Annotated in this window: 11 protein-coding genes; 2 read left to right on the forward strand and 9 right to left on the reverse strand. The window is 59.1% G+C overall.

Annotated elements, in window-relative coordinates:
• The first annotated feature begins 5 nt into the window (after nucleotides 1-5).
• A complete protein-coding gene (gene cobA / locus L6D63_RS20305; protein WP_131670041.1) occupies nucleotides 6-794 on the forward strand; it encodes a uroporphyrinogen-III C-methyltransferase in 789 nt (262 codons plus the stop codon).
• Nucleotides 795-864: 70 nt separating this feature from the next.
• Here cobA and L6D63_RS20310 read toward each other — a convergent pair whose 3' ends face one another.
• The 8 genes from L6D63_RS20310 to ppsA all read right to left on the reverse strand — a co-directional run bounded on the left by L6D63_RS20310 (nucleotide 865) and on the right by ppsA (nucleotide 9123).
• Nucleotides 865-1914, reverse strand: coding sequence for an OmpA family protein (locus tag L6D63_RS20310; protein ID WP_027613290.1), 1050 nt, complete (start codon nucleotides 1912-1914; stop codon nucleotides 865-867).
• Between the two features lie 107 nt (nucleotides 1915-2021).
• On the reverse strand, nucleotides 2022-2612 hold the full coding sequence (sigX, locus tag L6D63_RS20315; protein ID WP_011333251.1) for an RNA polymerase sigma factor SigX: 591 nt from the start codon (nucleotides 2610-2612) through the stop codon (nucleotides 2022-2024).
• A gap of 87 nt (nucleotides 2613-2699) precedes the next feature.
• Nucleotides 2700-3524, reverse strand: a complete 825-nt coding sequence (locus tag L6D63_RS20320; RefSeq protein ID WP_007916401.1) for a mechanosensitive ion channel family protein — start codon at nucleotides 3522-3524, stop codon at nucleotides 2700-2702.
• 2 nt (nucleotides 3525-3526) lie between these two features.
• Entirely contained in the window at nucleotides 3527-3775 is a 249-nt protein-coding gene (locus L6D63_RS20325) for a hypothetical protein (protein ID WP_003223293.1), read from the reverse strand.
• 63 nt (nucleotides 3776-3838) lie between these two features.
• Nucleotides 3839-4834, reverse strand: coding sequence for a zinc transporter ZntB (locus L6D63_RS20330; RefSeq protein ID WP_131670040.1), 996 nt, complete (start codon nucleotides 4832-4834; stop codon nucleotides 3839-3841).
• A 22-nt stretch (nucleotides 4835-4856) separates the two neighbouring features.
• Complete coding sequence (gene rraA, locus L6D63_RS20335) at nucleotides 4857-5348, reverse strand: ribonuclease E activity regulator RraA (protein WP_041067666.1); 492 nt, start codon at nucleotides 5346-5348, stop codon at nucleotides 4857-4859.
• A gap of 226 nt (nucleotides 5349-5574) precedes the next feature.
• Complete coding sequence (locus L6D63_RS20340) at nucleotides 5575-6564, reverse strand: alpha/beta fold hydrolase (RefSeq protein ID WP_131670039.1); 990 nt, start codon at nucleotides 6562-6564, stop codon at nucleotides 5575-5577.
• A 183-nt stretch (nucleotides 6565-6747) separates the two neighbouring features.
• On the reverse strand, nucleotides 6748-9123 hold the full coding sequence (gene ppsA / locus L6D63_RS20345) for a phosphoenolpyruvate synthase (protein ID WP_041067660.1): 2376 nt from the start codon (nucleotides 9121-9123) through the stop codon (nucleotides 6748-6750).
• Nucleotides 9124-9297: 174 nt separating this feature from the next.
• Between ppsA and ppsR the strand changes: the two genes are divergently transcribed.
• A complete protein-coding gene (gene ppsR, locus L6D63_RS20350) occupies nucleotides 9298-10116 on the forward strand; it encodes a posphoenolpyruvate synthetase regulatory kinase/phosphorylase PpsR (RefSeq protein ID WP_007960912.1) in 819 nt (272 codons plus the stop codon).
• 204 nt (nucleotides 10117-10320) lie between these two features.
• Here ppsR and prpD read toward each other — a convergent pair whose 3' ends face one another.
• The gene (gene prpD, locus L6D63_RS20355) at nucleotides 10321-11805 is read right to left on the reverse strand and encodes a 2-methylcitrate dehydratase (RefSeq protein WP_047292995.1); all 1485 of its coding nucleotides are present in this window, start codon (nucleotides 11803-11805) and stop codon (nucleotides 10321-10323) included.
• Nucleotides 11806-11910 lie beyond the last annotated feature (105 nt).

Consider the following 11910-nt stretch of genomic DNA (forward strand, 5'->3'; position numbering starts at 1 on the left):
ACACCATGAATGCAAAAGTCTGGCTGGTGGGCGCAGGCCCCGGTGATCCCGAGTTGCTGACGCTCAAAGCGGTACGCGCGTTGCGCGAAGCAGAGGTGGTGTTGATTGACGATCTGGTCAACGACGCCGTGCTGGAGCATTGCCCTACGGCGCGAATCATTGCCGTGGGCAAGCGCGGTGGCTGTCGCTCGACGCCGCAGGCCTTCATCCACCGGCTGATGCTGCGTTATGCCCGCCAAGGCCAATGCGTGGTGCGGCTCAAGGGCGGTGACCCGTGCATTTTCGGCCGTGGTGGCGAGGAGGCGCAGTGGTTACGCGAACGTGGGGTTGAGGTCGAGCTGGTCAACGGCATTACCGCCGGCCTTGCTGGCGCGACACAGTGCGATATTCCGCTGACGTTGCGCGGCGTAGCGCGCGGGGTGACGCTGGTGACCGCGCATACCCAGGACGATAGCCAATTGAACTGGCAGGCGCTGGCGCAAGGCGGGACGACACTGGTGATCTACATGGGGGTGGCCAAACTGGACGAGATCCGCGATCAACTGTTGGCCGGCGGGATGGCGGCGGATATGCCAGTGGCGATGATCGAGAATGCCTCTCTGCCAGAACAGCGCGAGTGCCGCAGTGATCTGATGAGCATGGGTGACGACGCCTGCAGGTTTGGACTGAAAAGCCCGGCCATTCTGGTCATTGGCGCGGTGGCCGCAGTTGTTGAAAATCAAAGGAGCGCAGCCTTCGGCAGCGCCTACAGGAGCAGACCCCGTGCAGGAGCTACCGCAGGTTGCGATCTGTAGCGCTTCAACGCCAAATCGCAGGCAAAGAAAAGCCCGGCCTGAGCCGGGCTTTTCTCGTAGCGGCAGCTAATTACTTAGCTTGAGCTTCAACCTGCGCTTCTACGCGACGGTTAACAGCACGGCCAGCTTCAGTTTTGTTGTCAGCAACTGGGCGGGATTCGCCGTAGCCGATCGACTGAACGCGGGACGACTCAACACCGTACTGCTGGGTCAGAACTTGCTTAACGGCGTTTGCACGACGCTCGGACAGTTTCTGGTTGTAAGCGTCAGGACCGACGGAGTCAGTGTGACCTTCAACAGTGGTGTGAGTGGCTGGGTACTGCTTCATGAAGTCAGCCAGGTTCTTGATGTCAGCGTAGCTGTTTGGCTTGACGACCGACTTGTCGAAGTCGAATTTCACGTCCAGCTCTACACGAACAACTTCAGCAACTGCTGGGCAGCCATCAGCGTCAACAGTTACGTTGGCTGGGGTGTCCGGGCACTTGTCAACGTTGTCGCAAACGCCGTCGTTGTCGCTGTCGGAGCAGACTTCAGCCGGAGCTGGAACTGGAGCAGCAGCTGGCTTGCCGCCGCCACCGAAGTTCACACCCAGACCAACCGATGGAGCGTAGTCCCAACGGCCGTTGTCCAGTTTGTAGTCAGCTTCTACGCCAGCACGGGCGAAGAAGTTTTCGGCGAAGTAGTACTTAACGCCAGCGCCAGCAGTCAGGAAAGTCGACTGGTCGCGACCGGTGTGGCCGTCAGCAGCTACGTTGGTCAGGTTGCCGTGCTTAACGCCACCTTCAACGTATGGACGCAGAGCGTCGCCAGCGTTGTTGAAGTGGTATTGAGCGGTCAGACCGAAGTTGTCACCACGCAGTTTCTGGCTGCCGGTACCGTCGTTCGAACGGGTGTGGTTGTTACGATCCCAGCCGAAGTTGATCGAGACGTCATCGGTCAGGAAGTAACCGATTTTGGCGCCTGGGTTGAAGCCGTCTTCGACATGATCAATGCTGTCGTTGTACTGCTTCTTGTAGTTGATCTCGCCTTCAACTGCGCCTTGGCCTTGTGCCAGTGCGCCGAACGAAGTAGCGGCAATAAGAGAACCAATGGCCAAGCCCAAGGTGTTTTTCAGTTTCATCCGTTAAATCCCCATCTGGTGATTGTGAAGCAGTCCCGCAAACCGGGGGACAACTCGGCGGCAAGTCTATCAGAACTTGCCTACACGTAAGAGATATTTGCGCTGAACTAAGTTTCAGCAATGCCTGCAAATTTCTCACGCAATTTGTCTAGAGCACGTTTGTACCGCATTTTTGTCGCACTCAAACCCATGTGCATGATGTCTGCGATCTCCTGAAACTCCAGCTCTGCGACAAATCGTAGCACCAGAATTTCACGGTCAATCGGGTTCACATACACCAGCCAGCGATCAAGTCCGCCCTTCTCCTCGGGTTTCGGCGCCTTTTCTTCCGACGCTTCTTCCAGCGGGTCCAGACTCAAGGCGTCCATCAAGCGACGCTTTCGCCGTTCCTTCCGATACTGCGTGATGCATTCGTTATACGTGATGCTGTAGAGCCAGGTTTTGAACTTCGATTTCCCCTCGAAGTTCTTCAGGCCATACAACACCTTAAGCATCACTTCCTGACAGACATCGTCTGCGTCGCGATCGTTCCCAAGATATCTCGCACAAACGTTAAATAATGTTCTCTGGTAACGCCGCATCAGCTCTTCATAGGCGCGCGTCACGTGAAACAGCTCGGTATGCGAGCGCGCGACCAGCTCCTCATCAGAGAGCTCACGGGGGTCGTAGCGCGTGGATAGCGTTTGGGCTTTATTCAAAACAAGTCGTGCCGACAGTCAGGTCAATGTCCGCCGCACCCCTCTCAGGGCATTTTGCGGCGGCATACATTAGCAGGGTTTGCCGGGTTAGCGGCTACTCACATGCTGTTCCAGCAGGATCCGATTGGAAAGTGAGACTAGCTCACCCTCATCGGTCAGCAATGTGGTTTTAACCGTGCCGATCTCTTCGATCTGGCCTTCGACCTCACCAACACGCACTTGTTGCCCAACCTGGTACAACTCACGCACATAGATTCCCGCAAGAATCTGACCGGCAATTTCCCGGCTTCCCAACCCCATGGCCAGCGCTACGGCCAGACCAACGGTAATCAATACGATGACGATCACATGGTTCAGCAGGTCGGTCTTGACCTCAAGCTGACTGATCGCGACCGAGATGCTGATGATGATCACGAGTCCCTGGGCAATGCGGCCCAAACCCGAAGCGTAGTCCAGCCCTACGCCTTCTGCCGCCCCGCGCACGAGGCCATTGGCCAATTGCGCGAGCAAAACACCCACCAGCAACACCAGCGCGGCGCCGAAAACTTTCGGCAAATACAACGCCAGCATGTCCAGCGTAGCTGAAACTCGCTCAAGTCCAAGGGACTCTGCTGCAGAAACCAGAAAAATCAGCAGAACGAACCAGTAAACGATCTTGCCGATCAAGGTCGAGATCGGCACTTGCAGGCCGGCTCGCGACATCAATTTGGTCAGACCGGTGCCGCCCATCAGGCGATCAAGGCCCAGCTTGGCCAGCAGCTTGGACAGCAAGGTATCGAGCAACTTGGCCACCACGAAGCCCAACAGCAGCACGACCAGTGCGCCGAACAGGTTCGGGATGAAATTGGCGACTTTGGTCCACAACGCAGTCATTGCAGTGACGAGGCTCTGAGTCCAGAGATCAAGTTCCATATTCAATCAGCCTTATCAGCAGTGCGTGCAGTAGTTTTACGAAGACGGGAAACCGGCGAAACGTGGGCCGATCCGTTATTCAGGGCGATCATCAGCGCGGGCAACCAGCGGCCCAGCAGGCTGAACAGATCACCGGCGCCCACCTGGCGGTTGGCGGTTTTGAGTACGCGACCCAGGCAGGCATCGTCGTCGCGGCTGGACGGCGAAGCGTTGAGCATGTCGCGCAAAGACTGTTCAAACGGATCGTGCATACGCACCTCTCGTGATGTCTGTGAAAGACGCGGGCAAATTTGGTCGGGTCACATGTTGCATATTCACACCCAGCGCAAACGGCGGAATAACCACCATTGACCGAAGGCCATCGCCAGCACTGTCAGACAGGCAATCAGGAAACCATAAGGGCTGCTCGAGAACGGAATGCCGCCCACGTTGATACCCAATAGACCGGTGAGAAAACTCATCGGCAAAAAGATGCAGGTGATGATGCCGAAGCGGTACATCGTGCGATTCATGCGCACGTTCAAACGCCGGTCTTCGGCCTCCAGCACAAGCCCCATGCGCTCTCGGGTCAGTTCCAGCTCTTCGAGATAGCGGGTCAGGCTGTTGTTCAATTCGTTCCAGTAGTCGGCGTCATCATCGACAAACCATGGCAGTTTTATCCGCGTCAGTTGTCCGAAAATATCCCGCTGCGGCGCCAGAAAACGTTTCAATCCGGCCGCTCTGCGACGGATGTGCAAAATCGAGCCATGTTCGGGGGTATACCGTTCGTCGGTATCCAGCTTTTCTTCCTCTTCATCGACCAGCTCCGACAGGCAGGTGACCAGATCCTGCACCTTGTGGGTGAGCAATTGCGCCAGATACAGGATCAGTTCAGAAGAGGTTTTCGGGCCTTTGCCTTCGCTCAGCAGCGCCAGCAGTTCATCGGTGGCACGCAACGGGCGCAGACGCAGCGAGATGACGCGCTGGGCGGAGGCGAAAATCCGCACCGAGACCATGTCTTCCGGCTCGGCCCCCGGGTTGAGGTTGACCCCGCGCAGAAACAGCAGCAACTCGGCATCCGGCAACGGCAGGAGGCGCGGCCGAGTGTTCTCCTCCAGCAGCAGGTCGCAGGCGAATTCATTCAGGCCGCTGGATTTGCGCAGCCAGGTCTGGGTTTGCGGATGACTGCGATCCCAATGCAGCCACAGGCTCTCATGGGCCTGCAGTTGCAGATCGTCGAGCTCAGTCCGGGCAATCGAACGCGCACCGCCTTTACCGTCCAGCACCAGGGCATGCACCAGCCCCCACTGCGCGTTTTCTTCCTCGAACATCCGCATCCCTTTGTCGAAAACTTTATTCAGGCATCTGCAGCGGGCTCGGCGAAACGATCACGCCGTTGTTGTCCGCATAGATGTAATGGCCCGGATGGAACGTCACGCCAGCGAAAGTCACCGCTACGTTGAGATCACCGATGCCACGTTTTTCGGTCTTCATCGGATGGCTGGCCAACGCCTGAACGCCGAGATCGGTCTGGGCAATAACGTCGACATCACGGATGCAACCGTAGATGACCATCCCTTCCCAGCCGTTTTTCGCGGCTTTCTCGGCGATCATGTCGCCCAGCAGCGCGCGACGCAGCGAACCGCCGCCATCGACCACCAGCACCTTGCCGTTACCCTTGAGTTCGGCTTGCTCCTTGACCAGCGAGTTGTCTTCGAAACATTTGATGGTCACGATTTCGCCGCCGAAGGAATCACGGCCGCCGAAATTGCTGAACATCGGTTCCAGCACCTGCACCAGCTCCGGATAGGCGTCGCACAGGTCAGGCGTAAGGTAATGGTTCATCGAAAAACTCCTGTAAAAAGGAAGACGATCTAGGATGTCGCACTCTGTTGAAACGAGTCCCGGCGGTCGCTGTTTACCTTAGTTCATGCCATGGTCGCTGAACGAACCTGAACAAACGCTGAAACGTAATAGCTAAACAGCCACCAAATATGACCAGAACCGCACAATGCGTCATATCTTAGCCGCAAGCCGACCTGAACGAAATGCCCTTTTCAGAGCCCCCGGCTCAGACCGCAGCAGCAAGATCCGGCTTGTCGCCGAGCAACGGCGTCTGCTGATCGCTCAACCAGCGCGCCACCAGTGGCCAGACCTCGGCCTGCGCCGCTTTGCTCACCAGCATCTCGACATGCCCGAAGTTGTCGCTGAAGCCCTGCTCGCGCCCCAGATTGACGAACTGTTTGTGCTCGGAGCCGATCTGCTCGAACAGTTTGCGACAGGCCCACGCCGGATCCTGGTGATCCCCCGCTGCCGTCACGGCCAGCACCGGCACCTGCACCTCGGCAAGTCCCGCCCACCAATTCTTGTCCTTGTCGCCAAACCGCCCGAACAGGCCGTACCAGCGCATGCTTTCCAGCGCCAGACCGATGGGTTCGTCTTCCGGTCCGCGCTTGAGGCGTGAGCCCGACAACTGCGCGAAGCGCTTGAGAATGAAGCGCCCGCTCCACTCCACTGGCGGGATCTTCAACGGCCAGTAAGTGCGGCTGACCTGCGTGCCGAAAAACGCCGCCGAGGCCACCGCCGGCTCGCCGAGGTATTCGCCACCGAGCGCCGCCGCCAGGGTAATGCCACCCAGCGAATGGCCGATCCAGTGCGGGACCTGCTCGCTCTGCTCACGGACGAACGCGGCAATCGCCGGCAGATCGTAACGGGCGTAGTCAGCCACGCGGTTGCGCCGGTAATCCTCGTTGCGCTGCGACAGGCCGTGACCACGCATTTCCGGGATCCACACGTCGAAGCCCAGACGCGTCAGGTAAGCGCCCAGGCCCAGGCCTTTGGGGGAAAACCAGAAGCGCCGGTTGGAAAAACTGCCATGCAGCAAAATCACCGGCACGCCGCGCGGCGCCGTGTCATCCGCCATGCCCAAGCGGGTCACGGCGATTTCCACGGACCAGTCGGGACTGTTGCCGGGTTTGAGTCGATACACATCTTCGCTCAGATCACCGCGACGTTCGGCGCTGATCAGGGCGACAGGAAACAGGTTGCTGCTGCTTTGCATAATGCTCTTGCACAAAAAAGGGCGGCATCTACAGGAGCCCGCCCTACTCAAATCTCAAACCCGCCTCCCGTGGGGGCGAGCCTGCTCGCGAAAGCGGAGTGTCAGCCAACATCACTGATGAATGTTGCTCCGTCTTCGCGAGCAGGCGCGCTCCCACAAGGGGAACGGGCCGTTCACATCTGCTTACGCCTGCGCTTGGCCTTCGGCGAGGAAGAACCAGGTTTCCAGCACGGAGTCCGGGTTCAGCGACACGCTTTCGATGCCCTGCTCCATCAGCCATTTGGCCAGGTCCGGGTGATCCGAAGGGCCCTGACCGCAAATGCCGATGTACTTGCCGGCCTTGTTGCACGCGGCAATCGCGTTGGCCAGCAGCTTCTTCACCGCTGGATTACGCTCGTCGAACAGGTGCGCGATGATCCCGGAGTCACGGTCCAGGCCCAGGGTCAGCTGGGTCAGGTCGTTGGAACCGATGGAGAAACCGTCAAAGAATTCGAGGAATTCTTCAGCGAGAATCGCGTTGGATGGCAGTTCGCACATCATGATCACGCGCAGGCCGTTGTCGCCACGGGCCAGGCCGTTTTCGGCGAGCAGATCGACCACCTGGCTGGCTTCGCCCAGGGTACGGACGAACGGCACCATGATTTCGACGTTGGTCAGGCCCATCTCGTTGCGCACGCGTTTCAGCGCGCGGCATTCGAGTTCGAAGCAGTCACGGAACGATTCGCTGATGTAACGCGAAGCGCCACGGAAGCCGAGCATCGGGTTTTCTTCTTCCGGCTCGTACAGCTTGCCGCCGATCAGGTTGGCGTACTCGTTGGACTTGAAGTCCGACAGACGCACGATGACCTTCTTCGGCCAGAACGCGGCCGCGAGGGTGCTGATGCCTTCCACCAGTTTTTCGACGTAGAAACCGACCGGATCGTGGTAACCGGCGATGCGCTTGTCGACGCTGTCCTTGATTTCCTGCGGCAGGCCGTCGTAGTTCAACAGCGCTTTCGGGTGTACGCCGATCATGCGGTTGATGATGAACTCCAGACGCGCCAGGCCGACACCGGCGTTCGGCAACTGCGCGAAGTCGAAGGCGCGGTCCGGGTTGCCGACGTTCATCATGATTTTGAACGGCAGCTCCGGCATGGCGTCCACGGAGTTTTTCTTGACGTCGAAGCCCAGTTCGCCTTCGAAGATGTAACCGGTGTCGCCTTCGGCGCAGGACACGGTCACGCCCTGGCCATCCTTCAGCAGTTGGGTGGCGTTGCCGCAACCCACCACCGCCGGAATCCCCAGTTCACGGGCGATGATCGCCGCGTGACAGGTACGGCCGCCACGGTTGGTGACGATGGCGCTGGCGCGCTTCATCACCGGTTCCCAGTCCGGGTCGGTCATGTCGGAGACCAGCACGTCACCGGCCTGGACTTTGTCCATTTCCGAGACGTCCTTGATGATCCGCACTTTACCGGCGCCGATGCGCTGGCCAATGGCACGACCTTCCACCAGCACAGTGCCGGTTTCTTTCAGCAGGTAACGTTCCATGACGTTGGCCTGGGTGCGGCTTTTCACGGTTTCCGGGCGGGCCTGCACGATGTACAGCTTGCCGTCGTCACCGTCCTTGGCCCACTCGATGTCCATCGGGCAGCCGTAGTGCTTCTCGATGATCATCGCCTGCTTGGCCAGCTCGCTGACTTCAGCGTCGGTCAGGCAGAAACGTGCGCGTTCAGCCTTGTCGACATCGACGGTCTTCACCGAACGACCGGCCTTGGCCTCGTCGCCGTAGATCATTTTGATGGCTTTGCTGCCCAGGTTGCGACGCAGGATCGCCGGGCGACCGGCCTCCAGCGTGCCTTTGTGCACGTAGAACTCATCCGGGTTGACCGCGCCTTGTACGACGGTTTCGCCCAGACCGTAGGCGCCGGTGATGAACACCACGTCACGGAAACCGGATTCGGTATCGAGGGTGAACATCACGCCGGCGGTGCCGGTTTCCGAACGCACCATGCGCTGCACGCCAGCCGACAGGGCGACCAGTTTGTGGTCGAAGCCCTGGTGCACGCGGTAGGAGATGGCGCGGTCGTTGAACAGCGAAGCGAACACCTCTTTGGCGGCGCGGATAACGTTTTCCACGCCACGGATGTTCAGGAAGGTTTCCTGCTGACCGGCGAACGAGGCGTCCGGCAAGTCTTCGGCGGTGGCGGAAGAGCGCACGGCCACGGCCACGTCAGGGTTACCGGCCGACAGCGCGGCGAACGCGGTGCGGATCTCGGTATTCAGTTTTTCGGGGAATTCGGCTTCCATGATCCATTGACGGATCTGTGCACCGGTCTTGGCCAGCGCGTTGACGTCATCGACGTCCAGGGCGTCGAGAGCCTTGTGGATCTGGTCGTTGAGGCCGCTCAGTTCGAGAAAGTCGCGATAGGCCTGCGCGGTGGTGGCAAAGCCGCCGGGGACCGACACACCGGCACCTGCCAGGTTGCTGATCATCTCGCCCAGGGATGCGTTCTTGCCCCCCACATGCTCAACATCGTGTTTGCCGAGCTTATCGAGGGAAACTACGTACTCTACCAAGGTGATCTCTCCACTAACTGTGTTGGAAAAGCTCAGAAACCGGCAGCTCGGGGGAGCGTTGGCCGGCTGTATGGCCTGGACCTGGAAAATAAGTGAGAATGCGGGCCAATGGCGGCCGGCAAATCGCGCCTATCATATCCAAGAATGCTCATTAGCTTAAGGCCCAAGGTGCAAATGAAACGATCTGCTTTCTTTATCTCCGATGGCACCGGCATTACCGCCGAAACCCTGGGTCAAAGCCTTCTGGCGCAGTTCGAAAACATTACCTTCACCAAGCTCACGCGGCCGTATATCGACAACGCGGACAAAGCGCGGGCCATGGTACAACAAATCAACAAAGCCGCTGAAACCGACGGCTTCCGCCCGATCATCTTCGACACCATCGTCAATCAGGACATCCGTGAGATTCTCGCAACGTCCAATGGTTTCATGATCGACATTTTCTCGACCTTCCTCGCCCCGCTCGAACAGGAGCTGACCGAGCATTCCTCCTACACCGTCGGCAAGTCGCATTCGATCGGCCACAATTCCAATTACATGGAGCGTATCGAGGCGGTGAACTTCGCCCTCGACAACGATGACGGCGCACGCACCCACTATTACGACAAGGCCGACCTGATACTAGTGGGCGTGTCGCGATGTGGTAAGACGCCGACGTGCCTGTACATGGCGATGCAATTCGGCATTCGCGCGGCCAACTACCCGTTGACCGAAGACGACATGGAGCGCCTGACCCTGCCAACCGCCCTGCGCGCCCATCAGCACAAGCTGTTCGGCTTGACCATCGACCCCGATCGCCTCACTGCGATCCGCAACGAACGCAAGCCCAACAGTCGTTATTCGAGCTACGCCCAGTGCGAATTCGAAGTGCGCGAAGTGGAAAACCTGTTCCGCCGCGAGAACATCCCGCACATCAACTCCACGCATTTTTCGGTGGAAGAGATTTCGGCGAAGATTCTGGTGGAGAAAGGTGTGGAGCGGCGTTTCAAATAGATTTGCGGCGTCTGCTTTGGCGCCTTCGCGGGCAAGCCCGCTCCCACAGGGTTTCAGAGTGTTCATGCATGTTGTGCCAGGCACAAAACCTTGTGGGAGCGGGCTTGCCCGCGAAGGCGGCGGCACATCCAGCATTGATGTTGCCTGACACACCGCTAGCGTGAGCAGGCTCACGCCCGCAATTGGTCTTCAATGCTCGCGTTGTCAGATGACAAACAGGTCGATGAAACGATTCACGGGGGTCGCTTCAAGCTGCGCCTGATTCTTGCACAATGCGAAGATCTCGCCGCTGCGCTGCGCAGTGAATCGGGTCAGCAGATTCGCCTTGAACTTGTCCTCCAGCAATGGAATACCTTCGACCCGGCGCCGACGGTGGCCGATCGGGTATTCGACCACCACGTTCTCGGTGCTCGATCCATCCTTGAAAAACACCTGCACCGCGTTGGCGATCGAGCGCTTGTCAGCCTCCAGGTATTCGCGGGTGAAACGCGGGTCTTCGACGATGACCATTTTCTCGCGCAGCACATCGATGATCGGGTGCGCGGCGTGGAAGTCGTCCTCGTACTGCTCGGCCAGCAGATTGCCGAACGCCAGCGGCACGGCGGTCATGTACTGCAGGCAGTGATCGCGGTCGGCGGCGTTGGCCAGCGGTCCGACTTTGGAGATGATGCGAATCGCTGACTCATGGGTGGTGATGACGATGCGGTCGATTTCATGCAAGCGGTTGCGCACCAACGGATGCAAGGTCACCGCCGCTTCGCAGGCCGTTTGCGCGTGGAATTCGGCGGGGAAGCTGATCTTGAACAGCACGTTTTCCATCACGTAACTGCCGTAGGGCCGCGAAAAACTGAAGGTGCGTTTGCCCTCCGGCTTGAGCGCCAGATCGTTGTTGGTGTGGCTGAACGACACGTCATAGAAGCCCCACTGTTTGGCCGTCAACACCCCGGGAACGCCCATCTCGCCACGCAGGGCGATGTCGGCCAGACGCACGCCGCGGCTGGTCGCATCCCCCGCCGCCCAGGACTTGCGCGACCCGGCGTTCGGCGCATGACGATAAGTGCGCAAGGCCTGACCATCGGCGAAGGCATGGGACAACGCCGACAGCAGCTGCTCGCGATTGGCGCCCATCAGTTTCGCGGTGACGGCTGTGGAGGCGACTTTCACCAGCAACACATGGTCGAGGCCGACGCGGTTGAAGGAATTTTCCAGGGCTATCACGCCTTGAATCTCGTGGGCCATGATCATTGCTTCGAGCACGTCGCGCACGGTCAGTGGCGCTTCGCCGTTGGCGACACGCTTCTGCGACAGGTGATCGGCCACCGCGAGAATCCCGCCGAGGTTGTCCGACGGATGCCCCCATTCGGCCGCGAGCCAGGTGTCGTTGTAATCGAGCCAGCGCACGATGCAGCCGATGTCCCACGCGGCTTTCACCGGATCCAGGCGATAGGGAGTGCCAGGCACCCGCGCCCCGAACGGCACGACCGTGCCCTCGACAATGGGGCCGAGGTGTTTCGTGCATTCAGGGAACCGCAGCGCCAGCAGGCCACAGCCCAACGTATCCATCAGGCAGTTGCGGGCGGTGTCGAGGGCTTCGGCAGATTCGATGTTGAAGGTGAGGACGTAATCGGCGATGTCCTGCAGGACACGGTCGTAGTCGGGGCGGTTGTTCAGGTCGACGTTGGCGCTCATGTTCGATTCACTCTGGCAGTGGTTCGTTGATGGGACCTCGGTTCAGGCGATGGATTTTTATTTTTGAAATGCAATCTCTGTAGGAGCTGCCGAAGGCTGCGATCT

This window comes from Pseudomonas parakoreensis (assembly GCF_021602155.1).
Taxonomy (GTDB): Bacteria; Pseudomonadota; Gammaproteobacteria; order Pseudomonadales; family Pseudomonadaceae; genus Aquipseudomonas; species Aquipseudomonas parakoreensis.

Excerpts from the sequence above, each read along its gene's own strand:
- cobA (WP_131670041.1), top strand. The coding sequence starts at position 6 with ATGAATGCAAAAGTCTGGCTGGTGGGCGCAGGCCCCGGTGATCCCGAG.
- L6D63_RS20310 (WP_027613290.1), bottom strand. The coding sequence starts at position 1,914 with ATGAAACTGAAAAACACCTTGGGCTTGGCCATTGGTTCTCTTATTGCC.
- L6D63_RS20320 (WP_007916401.1), bottom strand. The coding sequence starts at position 3,524 with ATGGAACTTGATCTCTGGACTCAGAGCCTCGTCACTGCAATGACTGCG.
- L6D63_RS20325 (WP_003223293.1), bottom strand. The coding sequence starts at position 3,775 with ATGCACGATCCGTTTGAACAGTCTTTGCGCGACATGCTCAACGCTTCG.
- L6D63_RS20330 (WP_131670040.1), bottom strand. The coding sequence starts at position 4,834 with ATGTTCGAGGAAGAAAACGCGCAGTGGGGGCTGGTGCATGCCCTGGTG.
- rraA (WP_041067666.1), bottom strand. The coding sequence starts at position 5,348 with ATGAACCATTACCTTACGCCTGACCTGTGCGACGCCTATCCGGAGCTG.
- L6D63_RS20340 (WP_131670039.1), bottom strand. The coding sequence starts at position 6,564 with ATGCAAAGCAGCAGCAACCTGTTTCCTGTCGCCCTGATCAGCGCCGAA.
- ppsR (WP_007960912.1), top strand. The coding sequence starts at position 9,298 with ATGAAACGATCTGCTTTCTTTATCTCCGATGGCACCGGCATTACCGCC.
- prpD (WP_047292995.1), bottom strand. The coding sequence starts at position 11,805 with ATGAGCGCCAACGTCGACCTGAACAACCGCCCCGACTACGACCGTGTC.